The organism is Streptomyces sp. NPDC058646 (genome assembly GCF_042716875.1).
GTDB lineage: Bacteria > Actinomycetota > Actinomycetes > Streptomycetales > Streptomycetaceae > Streptomyces.
The window spans coordinates 78,586-98,014 of record NZ_JBHXRK010000021.1; the positions used below are offsets into that span (position 1 = coordinate 78,586).

General features: G+C 74.1%; 18 protein-coding genes. 8 read left to right on the forward strand and 10 right to left on the reverse strand.

From position 1 onward, the window contains the following. The first annotated feature begins 35 nt into the window (after positions 1-35). Both ACFWUZ_RS24680 and ACFWUZ_RS24685 read left to right on the forward strand, forming a co-directional pair. Positions 36-1,010, forward strand: a complete 975-nt coding sequence (locus ACFWUZ_RS24680; RefSeq protein WP_384376986.1) for a hypothetical protein — start codon at positions 36-38, stop codon at positions 1,008-1,010. A 160-nt stretch (positions 1,011-1,170) separates the two neighbouring features. Further along, positions 1,171-2,031, forward strand: a complete 861-nt coding sequence (locus tag ACFWUZ_RS24685; protein ID WP_384376775.1) for an esterase/lipase family protein — start codon at positions 1,171-1,173, stop codon at positions 2,029-2,031. Positions 2,032-2,083: 52 nt separating this feature from the next. Here the strand turns inward: ACFWUZ_RS24685 and ACFWUZ_RS24690 are convergent, their stop codons facing one another. Both ACFWUZ_RS24690 and ACFWUZ_RS24695 read right to left on the reverse strand, forming a co-directional pair. Continuing rightward, positions 2,084-3,169, reverse strand: coding sequence for a lytic polysaccharide monooxygenase (locus ACFWUZ_RS24690; protein ID WP_384376778.1), 1,086 nt, complete (start codon positions 3,167-3,169; stop codon positions 2,084-2,086). 257 nt (positions 3,170-3,426) lie between these two features. Further along, on the reverse strand, positions 3,427-3,912 hold the full coding sequence (locus tag ACFWUZ_RS24695; RefSeq protein ID WP_384376781.1) for a DUF402 domain-containing protein: 486 nt from the start codon (positions 3,910-3,912) through the stop codon (positions 3,427-3,429). 302 nt (positions 3,913-4,214) lie between these two features. Here ACFWUZ_RS24695 and ACFWUZ_RS24700 point away from each other — a divergent pair, with 302 nt between their 5' ends. Further along, positions 4,215-4,604 (forward strand): GntR family transcriptional regulator, encoded by a 390-nt coding sequence (locus ACFWUZ_RS24700; protein WP_384376784.1) that lies wholly within the window; start codon positions 4,215-4,217, stop codon positions 4,602-4,604. Positions 4,605-4,725: 121 nt separating this feature from the next. Here the strand turns inward: ACFWUZ_RS24700 and ACFWUZ_RS24705 are convergent, their stop codons facing one another. Continuing rightward, entirely contained in the window at positions 4,726-5,823 is a 1,098-nt protein-coding gene (locus tag ACFWUZ_RS24705) for a DUF5925 domain-containing protein (RefSeq protein WP_384376787.1), read from the reverse strand. Positions 5,824-6,029: 206 nt separating this feature from the next. Here ACFWUZ_RS24705 and ACFWUZ_RS24710 point away from each other — a divergent pair, with 206 nt between their 5' ends. Then, positions 6,030-6,833: an SGNH/GDSL hydrolase family protein gene (locus tag ACFWUZ_RS24710; protein ID WP_384376989.1), complete on the forward strand. Its 804-nt coding sequence runs from the start codon at positions 6,030-6,032 to the stop codon at positions 6,831-6,833. Between the two features lie 39 nt (positions 6,834-6,872). Here ACFWUZ_RS24710 and ACFWUZ_RS24715 read toward each other — a convergent pair whose 3' ends face one another. Beyond that, positions 6,873-8,510, reverse strand: a complete 1,638-nt coding sequence (locus ACFWUZ_RS24715; protein ID WP_384376790.1) for a serine/threonine-protein kinase — start codon at positions 8,508-8,510, stop codon at positions 6,873-6,875. Positions 8,511-8,874: 364 nt separating this feature from the next. Here ACFWUZ_RS24715 and ACFWUZ_RS24720 point away from each other — a divergent pair, with 364 nt between their 5' ends. Then, positions 8,875-9,144: a hypothetical protein gene (locus ACFWUZ_RS24720; RefSeq protein ID WP_384376793.1), complete on the forward strand. Its 270-nt coding sequence runs from the start codon at positions 8,875-8,877 to the stop codon at positions 9,142-9,144. A gap of 39 nt (positions 9,145-9,183) precedes the next feature. Here the strand turns inward: ACFWUZ_RS24720 and ACFWUZ_RS24725 are convergent, their stop codons facing one another. The 3 genes from ACFWUZ_RS24725 to ACFWUZ_RS24735 all read right to left on the reverse strand — a co-directional run bounded on the left by ACFWUZ_RS24725 (position 9,184) and on the right by ACFWUZ_RS24735 (position 12,233). Continuing rightward, complete coding sequence (locus ACFWUZ_RS24725; protein ID WP_384376797.1) at positions 9,184-10,395, reverse strand: CaiB/BaiF CoA transferase family protein; 1,212 nt, start codon at positions 10,393-10,395, stop codon at positions 9,184-9,186. Between the two features lie 81 nt (positions 10,396-10,476). Further along, on the reverse strand, positions 10,477-11,265 hold the full coding sequence (locus ACFWUZ_RS24730) for an ABC transporter permease (protein ID WP_384376800.1): 789 nt from the start codon (positions 11,263-11,265) through the stop codon (positions 10,477-10,479). After that, on the reverse strand, positions 11,262-12,233 hold the full coding sequence (locus tag ACFWUZ_RS24735) for an ATP-binding cassette domain-containing protein (protein ID WP_384376803.1): 972 nt from the start codon (positions 12,231-12,233) through the stop codon (positions 11,262-11,264). The genes ACFWUZ_RS24730 and ACFWUZ_RS24735 overlap by 4 nt, the downstream gene beginning before the upstream one ends. Positions 12,234-12,305: 72 nt before the next feature. Here ACFWUZ_RS24735 and ACFWUZ_RS24740 point away from each other — a divergent pair, with 72 nt between their 5' ends. After that, complete coding sequence (locus ACFWUZ_RS24740; RefSeq protein ID WP_384376806.1) at positions 12,306-13,034, forward strand: TetR/AcrR family transcriptional regulator; 729 nt, start codon at positions 12,306-12,308, stop codon at positions 13,032-13,034. Between the two features lie 72 nt (positions 13,035-13,106). On the opposite strand, the gene ACFWUZ_RS24745 is transcribed toward ACFWUZ_RS24740, so the two are convergent. After that, a complete protein-coding gene (locus ACFWUZ_RS24745) occupies positions 13,107-14,255 on the reverse strand; it encodes a type ISP restriction/modification enzyme (RefSeq protein ID WP_384376992.1) in 1,149 nt (382 codons plus the stop codon). Between the two features lie 119 nt (positions 14,256-14,374). On the opposite strand from ACFWUZ_RS24745, the gene ACFWUZ_RS24750 reads away from it, so the two are divergent. Beyond that, a complete protein-coding gene (locus tag ACFWUZ_RS24750; RefSeq protein WP_384376809.1) occupies positions 14,375-14,539 on the forward strand; it encodes a hypothetical protein in 165 nt (54 codons plus the stop codon). Positions 14,540-14,674: 135 nt separating this feature from the next. On the opposite strand, the gene ACFWUZ_RS24755 is transcribed toward ACFWUZ_RS24750, so the two are convergent. After that, on the reverse strand, positions 14,675-15,424 hold the full coding sequence (locus ACFWUZ_RS24755) for a GntR family transcriptional regulator (protein ID WP_384376812.1): 750 nt from the start codon (positions 15,422-15,424) through the stop codon (positions 14,675-14,677). 75 nt (positions 15,425-15,499) lie between these two features. Continuing rightward, positions 15,500-16,843 (reverse strand): homogentisate 1,2-dioxygenase, encoded by a 1,344-nt coding sequence (hmgA, locus tag ACFWUZ_RS24760; RefSeq protein ID WP_384376815.1) that lies wholly within the window; start codon positions 16,841-16,843, stop codon positions 15,500-15,502. Between the two features lie 220 nt (positions 16,844-17,063). Between hmgA and ACFWUZ_RS24765 the strand changes: the two genes are divergently transcribed. Beyond that, entirely contained in the window at positions 17,064-19,169 is a 2,106-nt protein-coding gene (locus tag ACFWUZ_RS24765) for a right-handed parallel beta-helix repeat-containing protein (RefSeq protein ID WP_384376818.1), read from the forward strand. Positions 19,170-19,429: the final 260 nt, after the last annotated feature.

Here is a 19,429-nt window from a genome sequence, read left to right on the forward strand (position 1 = left end):
CGGGTGGGCCGGAGCGGGTCGTGGCCTGTCTGCGGATGCACCCCGCGGACGGCGGACCGCTCGGCGCGGAGCAGTACGCCGGGGTGCTCGCGCTGCTCGGCGGACTCACGCCGGCCGTGCAGGCCCTGCCGCCCGAGACCGCCCTCGCCGAAGTCCGCGGCGCACTGCGGTACTTCGGGTGCGATGCAGCCCGGCTGGCCGCCGTGGTCCGGGTCCGGGCCCTTGCCCTGTACGGCGTCGACTGCACCGTCGGCGTCGCGGGCAACCCCATGCTGGCCCGGGCGGCCGCCCGCACGGCCCGGCCCGGGGGCACCCTGGTGGTGCCCGACGAGCCCGCCGCCGTACGCGAGTTCCTGGCGCGCAGGCCCGTCGGCGCCCTCGACGGCGTCGGCCCCAAGGCCGCCCGCACCCTGTGCTCGTACGGCCTCGACTCCGTCGGCAAGGTCGCCGCCGCCCCGCCCGCCGCCCTGCGCCGGATCCTCGGCGCCCGGCTCGGCCGCGAGGTGCACGAACGCGCCCTGGGCATCGACCGGACCCCCGTCCAGCCGGGCGCGGCCGCCCGGTCCATCGCCGCCGAGCGGCCCTTCGACCGGGACGAGCTGGACCCCGTACAGCACCGGCGGGCCCTGCTCTCGCTGACCGAGGAGCTCGGCGCGAGGCTCCGTACGCCGGGGTCGGGGCCGGGGCAGGTCTGCCGCGCCCTCTCGCTCACCGTCCGCTGCGCCGACCGCACCACGCTCACCCGGACCCGCACCCTGCCCGAACCCACCGCGCACTCCGCCGCGTTGACCGCCACGGCCTACGCCCTCTACGCCGGGCTGGGACTCCAGCGGGCCCGGGTCCGTGCGCTGTCCTTGCGGGCCGAGGACCTGACCGCGGCCGACCGGGCGGTCCGGCAGCTCAGCTTCGACCCGGAGGACGAGAAGGCCCGCCGCCTGGAGGCCGTGACGGACCGGGTCCGCGCACGCTTCGGACCCCACGTCATCGCCCGCGGCACGCTCGCGGCGTAGCAGGGTCCCGGTCGACACGTGAGTTTTTTACCGACGCGTAACTTCCCAGACTTACTACTCACCCGTAATTTAGCGGCAGCAGCACCCCTTGTGATCCGGATCACGGGATGAAACCCCCACGCTCCATCCCCTTGAGTCGCAACCGCAAGGAGATCACACGATGCTGCCCTGGAGACGCCTGCTCCGCCAGCTGGCCGTCCTCGCCCTCACCGCCGCCGCGCTCGTCGCCCCCACCGGCACCGCGCAGGCCGCGTCCGCACCCAGCAGCGGCTGGAACAACTGGTCCTGCAAACCGTCCGCCGCACACCCGAGGCCCGTCGTCCTCGTGCACGGCACCTTCGGGAACTCCGTGGACAACTGGCTCGGCCTCGCGCCGTACCTCGTGCACCGCGGGTACTGCGTCTACTCGCTCGACTACGGGCAACTGCCCGGCGTGCCCTTCTTCCACGGGCTCGGCCCCATCGACAAGTCCGCCGAACAGCTCGACGTCTTCGTGGACAAGGTGCTCGCCGCCACCGGCTCGGCCGAGACCGACATCATCGGGCACTCCCAGGGCGGCATGATGCCGCGCTACTACCTGAAGTTCCTCGGCGGCGCCCCCAAGGTCAACGCCCTGATCGGACTCGCCCCCGACAACCACGGCACCGACCTGCTCGGTTTCACCAAGCTCCTCCCGTACTTCCCCGGAGCCGAGCACCTGATCAGCACCGCGACCCCGGGCCTCGCCGACCAGATCGCCGGATCCGCCTTCCAGAACAAACTGAACGCGGGCGGGGACACCGTGCCCGGCGTGAAGTACACGGTGATCGCGACCAGGTACGACCAAGTGGTCACGCCGTACCAGAGCCAGTTCCTCAGCGGACCCGACGTACGCAACGTCGTCCTCCAGGACCTGTGCGTCCTGGACTTCTCCGAGCACGTGGCCATCGGGCTCACCGACCGGATCGCCTGGCACGAGGCGCTCAACGCCCTCGACCCGGCGCACGCCGAACGGACCACCTGCGCATCCGTCTTCGACTGACGCGCAGGCGGTCCGGGGCCGTCGGGCCGGCGCCCGCGGCGGCGCTTCCCGCCTACCGCCGGGAAGCGCCCCCGGTCGCACGGCGGCGGGCGATGCCGAACAGCACCGCCGCGCCGACGGCCAGGGCGCCCGCTCCGGTGATCGCGATCGCCGGGGTGGCGCCGCTGCCGCCCGTCTGCGCCAGGTTGTCCGACGGGTCGGACGAGCCCGAGGGGGCTGCCGCGACGGGGACCGGAGCGCCGGAGGCGCCGTTCGTCTTCGGGTCGTTGTCGCCGTGGCCGTTGTGCTCCACGCTGGACTTGTCCGCACCGTCGGCGATCTGCTGGTCCGTCGGGACCTTGGCCGGCGGCGCGGCGGGCTTCTCGGACGGCTTCGCGGAGGGCTTCCCGGACGGCTTCGCCCCGGGCGTGGCACCGGTGCCGGTGCCGGTGCTCGGCTCGGCGCCCGTCCCGCCGCCGCTCCCGTTCCCGCTTCCGCCGCTGCCGCTGTCCTTGCCGAAGACCACGTCCGAGCAGGTGTAGAAGGCCTCCGGGCTGTCCGAGCGCTGCCAGATGCTGTAGATGAGGTGGCGGCCCGACTTGTTCGGGACCGTGCCGGAGAAGACGTAGTCACCGCCCTGCATGCCCGGGTCGGTGGCCTTCGCGAACGGTGCGGGCTCCAGGTCCGACCACTTCAGCGGCTTCGCCGGGTCGTAGCCGTCCTTCGTCACGTACAGCTCGAAGGACCCCTTGTGGGGTGCGGTCCCCTTGTAGCGGAAGGTGTGTGCGCCCGCCGTCATCGGGCTGGCCGGCCAGTCGCCGCGGGCCAGGTCGAGGCCGCGGTACTTGTCGTTGCCCGCCGAGCAGAGCTGGCCGTTGGGGATGAGCGCCCGGTGGTTGCCGGCCGCGTTGGCGATGTTCACCGCGTTCCAGTCGTAGAACGCCTGCGACCCGCTCTCCTTCACCGCCGCCTTGCAGGCCGCCGACTGCGGGGACTCCGGCCCTTCCGCGTAGCACGCCGCCACCCGGCTGACCGGGTCCGTCATCGAACCGTGGGCGGCCGCGGGAACGGCTGCGTACGCGGCCACCGCGAGCGGGGCGAGGCCGGCGGCGGCGATCCGGGTCAGGGTACGGGCGGTGGCGGTGCTGCGTGCGGGCATGGGTGGATCTCCTTCGGGCGCAAGGCAGGGTTGCGCCAGTGGAACCGGGCTGTGCAGCGCCGCCCCCCGTGGGCTCCGGCGCCGCCTCCGGCCCTCCCTGGCCCCGCCAAGCTAACCGCCCGGACCCCCCGTCCCACCGGGTTCGGCCCCCAGGAAGGGATCTTTAGGCTCCGCTTAAGGAAGCGCTAAGCGGGCCCACAGGCAGAACGGCTCCCCGGGCTCCGGTGCGGGCTCCTGGTGAGGGACCGGCAGAGGGTTCAGGGCAGCAGCGCGGACAGGCCGGCCGGCGTGTGGGCCTGTTCGTCCAGGGCGTCGAGGGCGCGTACGGCCTGGCCGGCGGCCTCCGGGTCGCTGGTGGCGAGGCCGCTCGCGGCGAACTCGTCCTCGTCCAGCCGCAGTACGGAGGTGCCGTCCGCCGACACCCACAGGTCGAGGTCCAGGTCCTCCACCAGGATCTCCCCGGCCCGTACCACCGCGGGTCGGGTCACGTCGCAGTACCAGCCCTTCAGGACGCCGTCGCCGGTCCACACCTCCTTGACCGCGTACCAGCGGGTCCGCCAGAAGTGCTCGACGAACACGTCGCCCGGCTCGAAGCGCACGAAGCCGAAGTCCCGTACGCCCTCGGCCGCCCAGGGGGCGCGTACGGAGATCCGGTCGCCGTCGTCGGCCACCTGCACCGCCGGGTACCGGATCTTCGTGCGTCCCGCCTTGGTCAGGACGACGGTCAGGGGTGAGCCGTTCACACTGCCTCCGGTTTCTTCGTGCAGCGCGTCCCGGTCGCGCAGATCTCGTAGCCGAACCCGCTGTGCGCGGACCGGCGGGGTGCTCCTCGGCCGCGGCCGGCAGCAGGCCGCCGGCGCGAAGGCCCCCCCGGGAGGTGGCGCTCATGAAGGGGAGTGCGGCGCGGCGCACCCGTACGACGGCCTCCGTGTCTGGAGGGTCGCCCGGGCGCAGCTCGCGAACGAGAAGGGGCATGGGGGCGACGCTACGGGCGGGACCGGTCCGGGCGCCTCCCGATTGACGGCGATGGGGGACAATCGGCCAGGTGACCTCGACGAACCTGAAGATCACCATCGACGGCTCGGCCGGTTCGGCCGCCCCGTACGAACAGCTGCGCGCGCAGATCGCGGACCGGGCCCGGTCGGGGAAGCTGCCCGCGGGCTTCAAACTGCCCACGGTACGCGGGCTGGCGGAGGAACTGGGGCTCGCGGCCAACACCGTCGCGAAGGCCTACCGGGCGCTGGAGGGCGACGGGGTGATCGAGACGCGGGGCCGGCACGGGACGTTCGTCGCGGCGACCGGCGAGGGCCCGGCTCGCGAAGCGGCCTCCGCCGCACAGGCGTTCGCGGAGCGGGCCCGCCGGCTGGGCCTGACGCAGGCCGAGGCCCTTGCCGCCGCCACCGAAGCACTCCGGGCCCGGTACGCCGCCGAGTAGCCCCCGCGGCCGGTCGGCACCGCGCGGCACCAGCCACCGCGGGTCCGGCCGGCGCCCGGGCTGCCCGGCCCGGGCGCCGGGCCCGCGGCCCCGGCCGCCACCCCCGGGTCCGGCCCGGCAGTTACAGGTAGAGACCCGCCTCGGGAGAGTGCGGCTGGAGCGGGAGGACCGCCGCCGGGCCCGTGCCGCGGCGCAGGGCGAACAGCTCCGCCAGGGTGGCCCCCTCGCGGGGGACGCCCTCGTCCGTGCCCAGCCAGTCCACCGCCTCGGGGTGCGTGAGCCGGCCGACCTCGATGCGGGCCAGGCAGCGGCCCGGCCGGACCACCGCCGGGTGCAGGCGCTCCAGGTCCTCGTTGGTCGTGACGCCGACCAGGACGTTGCGGCCCTGTCCGAGCAGACCGTCCGTCAGGTTCAGCAGCCGGGACAGCGCCTGCCCGGCCGTGTGGCGGGCCTCGCCGCGGATGAGCTCGTCGCAGTCCTCCAGCAGCAGCAGCCGCCAGCGGCCCTTAGCCGTGCCCTCGTCCTCGCCGATCGCGATGTCCATCAGGTAGCCCACGTCGTTGAACAGCCGCTCCGGGTCCAGTACGCAGTCCACCTGGCACCAGTTCCGCCAGGACCGGGCCAGCGTGCGCAGGGCGGAGGTCTTCCCCGTACCGGGCGGGCCGTGCAGCAGGAGCAGCCGTCCCGCGATGTCGTCGGGCGTCACCTTCATCAGCCGGTCCATCGCCCCGGCCACCGGCGCGGTGTAGTTGGGCCGCACCTCCGGCCAGGTGCCCGCCGCGATCTGGCGGGTCGTCCGGTACGGGCCGCGGCGCGGGGAGACGTACCAGAAGCCCATCGTGACGTTCTCCGGCTGGGGTTCGGGTTCGTCCTGCACCCCCTCCGTGGCCCGGCCGAGGACCTCGGCGGCGAGTTCGTCGCTCACCGCCGTCACGGTGACATCGGCGCCCCGGTTCCACCGGGAGACGAGCATCGTCCAGCCCTCGCCCTCGGCCAGGGTGGCGCTGCGGTCGGTGTCGCGCGCGGAGCGCAGCACGGTGGATCCGGGCGGCAGGAGGGTCGACTCCGGCTTCACCCGCTCGATGGTCACGCTGTGCGAGTACGGCTGTTCGCCGGACGCGAACCGGCCGAGGAACAGCGCGTCGACGACGTCCGACGGTGAGTCGCTGTCGTCGACGTTGAGCCGGATCGGCAGCGCGTCATGCGGGTTGGCTGGCATGGCGCCCATGATCCGGCACGCAATGCCCCGACGCACCCGTGTTTCGCCGGATCGGATGCCCGTGTTTCCCCCTTCAAACGCACTGGTCGTGAAGATTCCCGCGGTGATCTGCCCGGAACATTCTTGGCATGGACACTTCCGGCCAGGCCCGGCTGCTTGTACCACGGACTCAGGAGTAACCCCCACAAGGAGCCGCACACATGAGCATGAGACTGTCGCGCTTCGCAGCTTTGACCTCCTCCCTGTTACTCGCCGCGGGCGCCGCCCTGTTCGGCGCCGGTCAGGCGGCCGCCGCCCAGGCCGACTTCGGCTACGTCGCCCTCGGTGACTCGTACTCCTCCGGCGTCGGCGCCGGCAACTACGACAGCGCGAGCGGCAACTGCAAACGCACCAGCCGCGCGTACCCGGCCCTGTGGGCCGCCGCACACTCCCCGCAGACCTTCTCCTTCACCGCCTGCTCGGGCGCCCGTACCGGTGATGTCCTCTCCGGCCAGCTCGGCCCGCTGAACTCCGGCACCGACCTGGTCAGCATCACCGTCGGCGGCAACGACGCCGGTTTCGCCGACGTCATGACGACCTGTGTGCTCCAGTCCGAGTCCACCTGCGTCAACCGCGTCAACCAGGCCAAGGCCTACGTCGACACGACCCTCCCCGGCCGGCTCGACCAGGTCTACGACGCCATCGACAGCCGGTCGCCCAACGCCCGCGTCGTCGTCATCGGCTATCCCCGCTTCTACAAGCTGAACGGCACCTGCACCACCGGCCTGACCGAGGGGGAGCGCGCCGCCATCAACGGCGCCGCCGACCACCTCAACACCGCCATCGCCAAGCGCGCCGCCGACCACGGCTTCACCTTCGCCTCGGTCGCCGGTGCCTTCACGGGGCACGAGATCTGCTCCGGCGCCCCGTGGCTGCACAGCGTCAACTGGCTCAACATCGGCGAGTCCTACCACCCGACCGCCGCCGGACAGTCCGGCGGCTACCTGCCGGCCTTCACCAACGCCGCCTGACCGGCCCGACCGTTCCGGGGGACGCACCGGCGGGGGCCGTCAGGCGGCCCCCGCCGGACCCGCCGGCGGCGGGTCCGGCGACTCGCCCGGGGACGCGCCGGGCGACGCGTCCGGGGACACGCTCGCGGACGTGCCGGGCGAGGCGCTCGCGGACGTACTCGCACCGGGGGAGGAGGCCCCGCCCGTCGGGGTCTCCTCCTCGCAGGTCACGGAGATCCCGACCCACTGGGTGGCCACCTCCGCCGGACCCCGCACCTCCAGCCGGACCGCGTCGTCGAAGGCCCGCTCCGGGACGTGCGTCAGCTCCGTGTGCTCCAGCCGCCGGCTCCGCGGCCCGCCCGTCCCGTAGGTGACGGACTGCCAGCCGGGTCCGGAGGTCTTCCCGCTCCGGGTGGCCCAGCGGTACTCCAGCACGGCCGGGACCCGCTCCACCTCGACGGTGGCCGTGAAGGCCGGCGCCCGCTCCGGGGGCGGCGGGCAGATCCCGGTGTAGGAGGTCCGTACGGCATCCACGTACGCGAGGACCTGCTGCCCGGGAGCAGCCGACGGCGTCCCCTGCCCCGGCGCCGGGCCCGAGGCGGACGGGCCCGGACCCGTGGAGCCCGCCGTCCGGGAGTCCGTCGCCGTCCCCGCCGGGCCGCCGCCGCGGCCGTCGTCCCCGGCCCCGCGGTCCTTGAGCAGCAGCCAGGCCAGCGCGGCCAGGGCCAGCAGCAGGAAGACGATCCCGGCCGTCAGCACCAGCCCGGCCCGCCCCCGCGCAGGCACCGGCCGCGGCGGAGCGGGCTCCCCGTACGGAGACCCGTGCGCCCCCCGTGCTCCCGCCCCGGCGCGCGCCGCCCCGTCGCGCGGCCCGTGTCCGTGGCGCGCCGTCACCGCTGTCGTGTCCGGGCCCGGCACCCCCTCGCCGCCCGGGGCCCGCGCCGTCCCGCCCGCGCCGATCACCCGCAGCATCCGGGCCGCCTCCGCCGCGGGCAGCCGCTCGGCCGGGTCCTTGCGCAGCAGGCCCTCCAGGACCGGTTCCAGCGGCCCGGCCCGGCGCGGGCGGGGCAGCTCCGCTTCCATCACCGCCCGCAGCGTGGCCAGCGGGGTGTCCCGGCGGAAGGGCGTGCTCCCCTCGACGGCCGCGTACAGCATCACCCCGAGCGCCCACAGGTCCGACCCGGCCCCCGGTTCCTGTCCCCATGCCTGCTCCGGCGCCAGGAATTCGGGGGAGCCGAGCACCTCGCCCGTCATGGTGATCGCCGAGGAACCCTCCAGGCTCGCGATCCCGAAGTCGCTCAGCACCACCCGTCCGTCGTTGGCGATCAGCACGTTGCCCGGCTTGACGTCCCGGTGCAGCACCCCCGCCTCGTGCGCCGACCGCAGCGCGGCCAGCACCTGCTCCCCGAGGTGTGCGGCCCGCTGCGGGCTGAGCCGCCCCTCGGCCTCCAGGACGTCGGCCAGCGAGAGCCCCCGGACCAGCTCCATCACGATCCAGGGCCGGCCGTCCTCGGAGGCCACGTCGTAGACCGTGACGACCCCGCGGTGCGAGACCCGGGCCGCAGCCCAGGCCTCGCGCTCCAGCCGCCGGTACAGCCGCTGCAGTTCGGCGGCCTCCAGGCCGGCGGGCGCCCGTACCTCCTTCACGGCCACCTCGCGGGCCAGCACCTCGTCCCGGGCGCGCCACACGATGCCCATGCCGCCGCGTCCGATCGGCTCCAGCAGCCGGTAACGGCCCGAGATGACATGACCGGCGCTTGAATTCCCGCCCCCGCCACCCGCGTTCCCACTCACGCGACCCCCCTGTGCGTCCTTGTGTTACCGGGCGATCACTTCAAGTTAGCGCAGTGCGTGCGAAGTGACCCCTGGTGCGACACGACTCGGCATGAAGGCCCCCGAACGCGGCCCATCTGTGCGGAGAGTGACGGTCGACTCCGCTGAGTAATCGTCAACCCCCGTCGCCACAGGGGTAATTCACACCACCGGGATACCCGAGCGCGACGCGGGGGCGATAGGGTTAACCTGCCCGGGCCGGGTGCCCTCGTACGGGTGGGGAGAGAACATGGAACAGATAGCAATGCGCAGCAGGCCGCCTCGCGTGCCTGCCATCACGTGCGGAAGCAGTGCGACCAGCTCGCGCCTCGACCGCCACCTCGCCGTGCTGGGCGGTCCCGCCCTGCCGCACGGCGAGACCGCCGAGGCGACGCTGCTGATGCGCGAGCTGACCTCCCGCGACCACACGCACCGTCTGCGGAGCCGGAGCGCGCGCGTATCGCTCTTCGCGCCGCTGCGGCGTCTGCGTCGCACGCTCTTCGGCAGCCGCCGCTCGTAACCGTCCCCCGTACCGCGACCGTCCGCCCTCCGGCACCCTCTACGCGACGACACCGTCCCGGCGCAGGTCCGCGATCTGCGCGCCCGTCATCCCCAGGGCGCGCAGCAGGGCCTCGGTGTGTTCCCCGAGTGCCGGCACCGCACCCATCCGCGGTGCCGCACCACCCGGCAGCCCGATCGGCGGCAGCAGGGCCCGCAGCGGACCCACCGGTGAACCCACCTCCCGCCAGCGGTCCCGGGCCGCCAGCTGCGGATGTCCGGCCAGCCGGCTCACCGGGTTCAGCCGGGCGCAGGCGATGCCCGCCTGCTCCAGCCTCCCGATCGCCTCGTCCGCCGTCAGCCCGCCCAGCGCCTCCGCGACCACCGCGTCGGTCTGCTCCCGGTGGGCGGTGCGCGCGGCGTTCGTCCCGTACGCGGGGTCACCGGCCAGCTCCGGCCGTTCCAGCACCCGCTCCGCCAGCCGCCGCCACTCGCGGTCGTTCTGCACGGACAGCAGCACCCGGTCCCCGTCGGCCGTCGCGTAGGCGTCGTAGGGCGCGATGACGGCGTGGGCGAGACCGGTGCGCGCGGGCTGTTCGCCCCCGTGCATCGTGTGGTGCAGCGGATGGCCCATCCACTCGGCGAGCGCGTCCAGCATGGACACCTCCACCCTGCCCCCGCGCCCGGTCGTACCGCGCCGCAGCAGGGCCGCGAGGACCCCCGAGAAGGCGTACATGGCGGCCGCGATGTCCGCGGCCGGGATGCCGGCCTTGACGGGCTCGTCGGGCGTCCCGGTGACCGAGACCAGCCCGGCCTCGCACTGGACGAGCATGTCGTACGCGCGCTTGTGGGCGTACGGGCCCTCGGGGCCGTAGCCGGAGACGTCCACGGCGATCAGCCGCGGGTAACGCCCGCACAGCACGGCCGAGTCGAGGCCCAGACGGGCGGCGGCGCCGTGCGCGAGGTTCTGGACGAAGACGTCGGCGTCCGCCAGCAGACCGTGCAGGACCTCCCGGCCGCGCGGGTCCTTCAGGTCGAGCGCGATCGACTCCTTGCCGCGGTTGGCCCACACGAAATGCGAGGCGAGACCCTGCGCGGCGGTGTCGTAGGCGCGCGCGAAGTCGCCCCCGTCCGGCCGCTCGACCTTGATCACCCGAGCGCCGAGGTCGGCGAGCTGACGGGTGGCGAAGGGGGCCGAGACGGCCTGTTCGACGGAGACGACCGTGATGCCGGCGAGCGGGAGGGGTTCGGGCTGGTGCGCGTCGTGGTTCATGACGCGTGCCTACCTGCTCGGACCCCGTTCTGTCACCACCCCGGGGCCGCGGACGTCCCCCGGGTGCGGTCCCGGCCCCGCTCAGTCCTGGCCGCGCGCGAACCTGTGGGTGGCCAGCGGAACGAAGAGCGCGAGGAGGAGCACCGACCAGAGCAGCGCCCCCGCGACCGGGTGCGCGGCGGGCCAGGCGGCCCCCGCCGCCGCTTCGGCCCCGGCGTTCCCGCACAGCTCGCGGACCGCGGTGGCGACGGCACTGATCGGGTTCCACTCGGCGACCGTACGCAGCCACCCGGGCAGCCCGGCCGTCGGCAGGTACGCGCTGGACAGCATCGGCAGGACGAAGGTGGCGCCGCCCAGCTGGCCCGCCGCCTCCTCGCTCCGGCTCAGCAGGCCGAGGTAGGTGCCCACCCAGGCGGTGGCGAAGCGGAACAGCAGCAGCACGCCGAGCGCGCCCAGCGCCCCGGGCAGCCCGTTCTCGATCCGCCAGCCCATGGCCAGCCCCACCAGCATCAGCGGCACCATCGACAGGGACGTGGTCAGCAGGTCGGCCGCGGTCTGCCCCAGCGGGACCGCGGTCCGGCTCATCGGCAGGGTCCGGAAGCGGTCCATGACCCCGCGGTGGGCGTCCTGTGCGGCGGTGAACAGGCCGGTCATCAGGCCGTTCGCGGCGGTGGCGGCGAGCAGCCCGGGGACGAGGAACTCGCGGTACTGCGAGCCCGGCATGGCGAGCGCACTGCCGAACACGTAGCCGAAGAACAGCAGCATCATGATCGGCATGGTCTGGGTGAGGATCAGCAGGGCCGGAGCGTGCCGGGCCTTCTGGAGCTGGCGGGTGAAGACCGCTCCTCCGTCGTACAGCAGGGTGTTCATGCGGCGAACTCCTTGTCGTCGGGACCGGCCCGGCCGACCCGGGTGAGGCGGAGGAACACCTCGTCGAGGGTCGGCGGGCGCAGGCTCGCGTCGGTGACCGGGACCCCGTGGGTGTCGAGCTCGCGGATGATCCGGGGCAGGGTGAGCCCGGCGTCGAGCACGGTCACGGCCACGGTGAGCGCGTCCTCGTCCAGGGCCGGCCGGCCCCCGGTGAGCCGGTCGAGCACCACGGCGGCGCCCGCGAGGGCTTCGCGTCCGGCGACGGCGACCTCGGCGCGGGCGCCGATCCGGGCCTTCAGCTCGGCCGGGGTGCCGGTGGCGGCGGCCCGGCCGCCGTCCACCACCACGATCTCGTCGGCGAGCCGGTCGGCCTCCTCCAGGTACTGGGTGGTGAGCAGCACGGTGGTGCCCTCCTCGGCGAGTGCGCGCACCGCCGTCCAGATGTGCTCGCGGGCCGCCGGGTCGAGCCCGGTGGTGGGCTCGTCGAGGAACAGCACGCGGGGGCGGGTGGTCAGTCCGGCGGCCAGGTCGAGGCGCCGGCGCATACCGCCCGACCAGGTCGAGGCCACCCGGTCGGCGGCCTCGGCGAGCCCGAACCGCTCCAGCAGTTCGTCGGCGCGGGCCCGGCCCGCGGCGCCGCGCAGCCCGGAGAGGCGGGCGAAGAGCCGGAGGTTCTCACGGCCGGTCAGGTCCCCGTCGACGGAGGCGTACTGGCCGGTGGCGCCGATGGCCCGGCGGACGACCGCCGGTTCCCGGGTGACGTCGTGCCCGCTCACGAGGGCGCGGCCGCCGGTGGGGGTGGCGAGGGTGGTGAAGATCCGGACGGCGGTGGTCTTGCCCGCGCCGTTGGGGCCGAGGAGCCCGCAGACCGTGCCCTCGGGAACGGCGAGGTCGAGGCCCCGCAGTGCGTGGACCTCCCCGTAGGTCTTCTCCAGACCTTCACTAAGTACAGCGTACGTAGTAGTCATGAGCGGCACCCTACCTCACTACGTACGGTGTACGTAACTAGGATGGAGGCAAGACGGACGAGGTGATGAGCGATGACACCCAGCGGGCGCCCCGCTGAACCCGAAGTGATCTGGGCCCGCCCGCACCGGGCCGGACGCGGACCCCGGCCCGCGCACAGCCGCGAGTCGATCGCCGCCGAGGCGGTGCGGATCGCCGACGCGGAGGGGATCGAGGCCGCCTCCATGCGGAGGGTCGCGGCCGGGATCGGCGCCGGGACGATGTCCCTGTACAACTACGTCCCGCGCAAGGAGGACCTGTACGAGCTGATGGTCGACGCGGTCAGCGGGGAGTACGAGCTGACCCCGCCGACCGGCGACTGGCGCGCCGACCTGCTCGCCCTCGCCCACCAGACGCGGGAGCTGATGCACCGCCACCCCTGGCTGCCCCGGCTGCTGAGCCCCGTCTACGGCTTCGGCCCCAACGCCCTGCGCTATCTGGAGCACAGCCTGGACTGCCTGCTGCCGCTGGACGTGCCCGACGGCGAGAAACTGGAGCTGGTCGCCGCGGTCAACGGCGCGGTGGCGACCTACGTGTCGGGCGAGCTGGCCCTCGCCGAGCGCGCCCGGGCGCTGCCCTGGTCCGCGGCCCAGGAACGGGGCGTACGGGCGGCATGGATCGGGTCGCAGCTGGCCACCGGGCAGTACCCGCTGCTGACGGCGGCCCTGACGGGCGGCCCCGCCCCGATCACCGAGGCGGGGCCGGAACTGGCCGCGGCCTTCGACCGCTCGATGGCCCGGCTGCTGGGAGCCTGGGGCGCGTAGGACACGTGGCGCCGGCCGTGCCGTGCCGGGGGTGGCCGCCGGGCCGGGCCGGACCCCGCGTCGCCCGGCGGCTCAGAGGAGCGCGAACTGCCCGCCCGGGCCCTCCTCCTGGTGGTCCAGCACCGAAGCCGGGCGGCGGGCCCAGCGCGGCGCCGGCAGCACCCCGGCCGCGCGCAGCTCCGCCCCCGGCAGGAGCGGGCCCGGCTCGAACGCGGCCCGCTCCGGGGCCAGGTCCGCCAGCAGCGCCAGGGTCGTGACCAGGGCCAGCAGCTCCGAGGTCCAGCCCTGCGGCCATGCAGCCGGGCCCAGCGCCTCCAGCCCGTCCGTCCCGGGCCGGCGGTGCGCGGTGCGGGCGGCGAACCAGGCGTCGAGCACCCTCACGCCCTGCACCTCGAACTCCCAGGCGCCGGCCGGGACGGGGGAGAGGGTCCCGCCGCCGAGGTGCAGCGACTCGGTCCCGGCGTCGTACGACAGCTCGTGCGGCCACGCCGGGACCGCCGACCGCACGTACGGGCGGCGCCCGCCGGGCAGCCGCGGCGGCTCACCCCCGCGGCCCCCGCGCACCTGCACGGTGAGCAGGCGGTGCCCCAGCTCCAGCCCGGCCCGCCAGCGCCCCGGATCGGCGGTGAGGGGGACCTCGTGGCCCCGCGGCCCCGGGCGGCCCGCCGCGAGGACCCAGCACAGCACGTCCTCGGGGGTGACCCAGCCGCCGTAGCGCTCGCCCAGCAGCGTCAGCAGGCCGGGCGCGAGGTTCGGCTCGGCGCCCCCGGGGCGCCGGTGCAGCGGGCGGACCCGGCCCAGCCGCCCGGCCGGCAGGTGTGCGGTGACCAGCAGGTCCGGCGTCTCGACCAGGAACAGCTGGTGCTCGTCCCGCACCCGCCACAGCTCCGGGCGGGCGCTGTCGATGAGCCGCTGGTCCGGCAGCAGCCACTGCTCGTCGAAGGGTTCGCGGAGCACCCGTACGGGATCGGGGCAGGGGCCCGGCTCGTCGGCGAACCGGGCCGTACCCGAGCGCTGGCCCGGCAGCGCCGCCGCCCCGGCGGCGGGCGTACGGCTCCGGCTCGGGCGGAACAGCCGCTCCCGCTCGGCCCCTTCGGCGGCGGTCAGGGCCGCCCAGCGGGCGCGCAGGGCGGCCGGATCGGGCGCGGCCACCCAGTCGCGGCCCAGGCGCAGCCCGCCCACGGCCCAGGGCATCAGATCGTCCAGCAGCAGGTCCGGCATCGGCGTGTCAGCGCTCACCCGGCAGATGGTAGCGACGGGCCCGGGTGGCCGGGCTGCGCACAGGCCGAAGGGCTACGCTCCTTATGTACGCATACGTACCATCGACCGAGGAGACGGCCATGAGTCAGTACGACGAATACTCGACTCCGTCGCAGGCCGAGGGCGAGCGGCTCGACGAGGACATGGACGAGGTCCAGAAGAAGCAGACGCACCCCCAGACGATGCGGACCACCCCCTCCCAGGCGGAAGGCGAGCGCGGCGCGGAGGAGGAGGGCAAGAAGTAGCCCCGAACCGCGGCGGGGCCGTCACCGTGCCCGTCACCGCCACGGCCGCGGGCGGCCCGGCCCGCCGCTGTGGCCGTCAGCGGGCGTCGGCGTCGTCGGCGAGCTTCGGCGTCCGTCGGCGGGCTTCGGCGTCCGTCAGTGGGCTTCGACGGTCACCGTGAAGGAGAACCGGTCTCCGCGATAGCGGATCCGCGCCACGTCCACCACCCTCCCGTCCTCGTCGTAGGTCACGCCCGTGTAGTGGAGGATCGGGCTGAGCAGGGGGACCCGGAGCAGCTCGGCCGTCTCCGGGTCGGCGAGCCTGGCCTCCACCGTGTCCGTGATCCGGCTGATCCGCACCCCCACGACGTCCCGCAGCACCTTGGTCATCGGCCACCGTTCGAGATCGGCCAGGTCCACCGAGTCGGCGAACTCGGGAAGCACCGCGTTCTCGGCCCAGTTGGTCGGCTCGCCGCTCTCCCGGTCGTGCCGGAGCCGCCGGTACGTGACCACTTCGGACGTGTCCGGGAAGTGCTCCAGCAGCTCCCCGGCCACGGTCGTCCGCGCACGCCCGAGAACCGTCGTACGGTCGCCCGACTGCTGGGCCACGATCGCGTCGACCGAGCCCAGCAGCCGGACCGGGGTGCCGCGCCGCGCCCCCGGCTCGATGAAGGTGCCGCGCCGACGGTGCCGGCTGATCAGCCCCTCGCCCTCCAGCTCCTTCAGCGCCTGCCGCATGGTCAGCACGCTGACCCCGTAGTGCTCGGCGAGCTGCTCCTCGGTGGGCAGGCGCAGCGAGGCGTCCGGAGTGCGCCCGAGTATCGAGGCGCGCAGCGACTGCGACACCTGGTACCAGAGCGGCAGCTTCCGGTTCAGCACCAGGGAATCGGGGGCGAAGGCGGTCACGGCTGGGTTCTCCGAACGGCTGGACGGGGACGACGTGCGGCGTCGCACGCAGCGTAGCCGCGTACGCGGCGCAGGTCAGGGGCGGAAATGGCGCTCGAGCCCCTGCCAGACATCGTCGTACGCCTGCTGGAGGTGGTCCGCCGCGGCGGCCTGGGCGGTGGCGGTGATCGGCCACCGCGTCTCGAACATGAAGGCCAGGCCGTCGTCGATCTTCTGTGGCTTCAGCTCGGCGGCGCTCGCCCGGTCGAAGGTCTCCCGGTCCGGGCCGTGCGCGGACATCATGTTGTGCAGCGAGCCGCCGCCGGGGACGAAGCCCTCCGCCTTGGCGTCGTAGGCCCCTTCGATCAGGCCCATGTACTCGCTCATGACGTTGCGGTGGAAGTACGGCGGGCGGAAGGTGTCCTCGCCGACCAGCCAGCGCGGGGCGAAGACCACGAAGTCCACGCCCGCCAGCCCCGGGGTGTCGGAGGGCGAGGTCAGCACGGTGAAGATCGACGGGTCGGGGTGGTCGTAGCTGATGCTGCCCAGCACGTTGAAGCGCCGCATGTCGTAGACGTACGGCACGTGGCTGCCGTGCCAGGCGACCACGTCGAGCGGGCTGTGGTCGTAGGTGGCGGACCAGAGGTTGCCGCAGAACTTGTTGACCACCTCGGTCGGCCGTCCGTCCGCGCCCGGGTCCTCGTACGCAGCCACCGGGGCCTGGAAGTCCCGCGCGGCGGCGAGGCCGTTGGCGCCGATCGGACCCAGGTCGGGCAGCTCGAAGGGCTGGCCGTAGTTCTCGCAGACGTAGCCGCGGGCGTCGGCGTCGAGGAGCTCCACGCGGAAGCGGACGCCGCGGGGGATCAGCGCCACCTCGCCCGGGCGGGCGGCGAGGAGGCCGAGCTCGGTGCGCAGGAGCAGTCCGCCGCGCTCGGGGACGATCAGCAGCTCGCCGTCGGAGTCACTGAACACCCGGTCCGTCATCGGGGCATTGGCGGCGTAGAGGTGGATGGCCATGCCGGTGCGCTGCGCCGCGTCGCCGTTGCCGCCGAGGGTCCACAGGCCGGCCAGGAAGTCGGTGCCGGGGGCGGGGTCGGGCAGCGGGTTCCAGCGCAGCCGGTTCGGGTCGGCGGGGACTTCGGTGAAGGGCGCGGTGCGCAGGTTCCCGTTGTCCGTCCGGGTGAAGGGCGGGTGCGCGGCGGAGGGGTGGATCCGGTAGAGCCAGGAGCGGCGGTTGCGGCTGCGGGGCTCGGTGAAGGCGCTGCCGCTCAGCTGCTCGGCGTAGAGGCCGAGGGGGGCGCGCTGGGGCGAGTTCCGGCCGAGCGGCAGTGCACCAGGGACGGCCTCCGAGCTGTGCTCGTTGCCGAAGCCGGTGAGGTACTCCAGTGCCTCCGCCGTCTTCCTGGCCTGCTCGATGCCGTCGGCCTGCTGCTCGCTCATCGCTGCTCCCGCTCCGTCGAAGGAATCCTATGGCTGACAGTAGGATTCCGCGGCCCCTCGCGTCAACGGCCGCTCCCGGCCGCCTGGCCGATTTCGCGGGCCGGGCGGGCCGGCCGCGCGGGCTGTCCGGGCGGGCTGCCCGGCGGTCGGTGGGCGGGGCCGGCGCGGATTCGTGCAGAGGGGGATCACAAAAGATGAACATTGCTCTACTCTCTCGCGCATGTCGTGGACCCGCAGGTTCCCTGCCGTGCCCGGGAGTACCCCCGGACGAATCCTGGGGGTGGCGCTCCTCGCCGCCCTGCTAGCCCTCCTGTCCCTCCTCGCCGCCGCGCCCGCCGCCCGCGCGCACGAGGAGCGCCCCGTCACCTTCCCGGACGGCTCCGGATCCGTGCCCGAGTACCGCACCGGGGAGCCCGACCTCGTGGTCTGCAAGACCGACCGGGCCGCCTTCGAACGCCGGATATCCGCTTTCCCGGACGACCTCAGGCAGCGCAACCTCGCCCTGTACGAGCGGTGCGAGAAGAGCGGCTACCGCCACCTCCAGGAGGCCGTCGACGCCGTCGACCGTCCCGGGATGAACATCGCGATCCTCCCCGGCCTGTACGAGGAAGAGCCCTCGCTGCCGCCCCCGGCGGGGGAGTGCGCGTCGCTGAAGGCCCCCAGCTCCTCGCTGGGCTACCAGATCCTCAGCTACGAGCAGCAGGTCCAGTGCCGCCACAACCAGAACCTCGTCGCGATCCTCGGCAAGACGAACCTGCAGATCGAGGGCACCGGAGCCAGCAGGCAGGACGTGGTCGTCGACGCCAAGTACCAGAAGCTGAACGGCATCCGCGCCGACCGGTCGAACGGCATCTACTTCCGCAACTTCACCGCGCAGCGCACCACCTTCAACTCCCTGTACGTCCTGGCGGGCGACGGCTTCGTCATCGACGACGTACTGACCCGGTGGAACGACGAGTACGGCTTCCTGACCTTCGCCAGCGACCACGGCCTGTACAAGAACTGCGAGTCGTACGGGAACGGCGACTCCGGCATCTACCCCGGCAGCGCCTCCGACATCAACAACGGCCGCGGCTACGAGGTCCCGCGCTACTCCATCGAGATCACCGGCTGCCGCAGCCACCACAACATGGTCGGCTACTCCGGCACCGCGGGCGACTCGGTGTGGGTGCACGACAACGAGTTCGACCAGAACATGGGCGGCGCCTCGATGGACAGCGCCTTCCCGGGACATCCCGGGCTCCCGCAGAACCACGCCAAGTTCGAACGGAACCTGATCCACGACAACAACCAGGACTACTACAAGTACGTCGCCGACGGCACCTGCGCCAAGCCGCCCGTCGAGCGGGGCTACGAGCGGGGCGTCGTCTGCCCGCAGATCTCCATGCCGCCGGGCACCGGCATCATCACCGCGGGCGGCAACTGGAACCTGTACGAGGACAACTGGGTGTACGGGCACCGGCGCGCCGGCTTCTACCTCAGCGCCGTCCCCGCCTTCATCCGCGGCGAGGAGGCCTGGTCGAAGCAGGCGGACACCTCCCACCACAACCGGTACGCCGGGAACGTCATGGGCAAGGACAGGTCCGGCGCGTCCCGGCCGAACGGCATGGACGTGTGGTGGGACGGACAGGGCCGCGGAAACTGCTGGCAGGACGGGCCCGGCGGCTCCAGCCCCGGCACGCTGCCGCAGTGCGGCGAGCGCCGCGGCGCGGTCTCCGGGGCGTCGGCCCGCCTGGTCGGCGAACCGGTGAAGCTCGTCCAGCTCCTGGTCTGCGCCGACTACAGCGTGCAGGCGCGCAAGCTCCCGGCCGGCTGCGACTGGTACGGGGCCCGGGGCCTGGAGCGGGTCGAGACCCAGATCGCGCTGGCCGTCGCCGCGGTCCTGCTCCTGGTCGGCGGCGTCCTGTGGGCGCGCCGCCTGCGCGGCTCCCGCCTGGGCACGGCCGCCTCCGTGCTGGGCCTGGCGGGGCTGGCCCTCGACGTGGCGGGCTCCACGACCCCCCTGACCGCGACGGCCGTCCCCGCACTGGCCCTGCTCCTGCTGGGCGTGTGGTGGACGGGCGTCGGCCTCGCCCTGCGCCCGAGCCGCCCCTGGTTCGCACGCCTGAGCCTGCTGCTGGCCGGCCTCACCCTGCTCGACGCCTTCGACAAAGCCGTCCTGATGATCCCCTGGACCCCGCTGAGCCCCGCCTGGGTACGGGCGCTCGTGGCCCTCGTCTGGGTCCTCTGGGCCGTCATCGCCTCGGCCCGCCCGACCCCCCAGCCCCAGCCCACCCCCACCCCCACGACACCCCCCGCCCCACCCGTACCCACCCCGACCCCTTGACCGCCCCTGGTCGCCGCCCGACCACCGGGGCGACCTCACGGGCGGCTGGCCCCGGCGGGGAGGCCCGCGCGGAGGCTGGCCCGCGGGGAGGCGGGCCCGCGGGGTGGCCCGAGCGGGGGCTGGCCCGCGGGGTGGCCCGCGCGAAGGCGGGGCCGTGTGAGGCGGGCACCCCGCATCGGGCGGTCCCGTGCGAGGCGGCCGTCCCGCAGCGTGCGGTCCCGCATGGGGCGATTCCGCACCGGGCCCGTCCCCCATGGGGT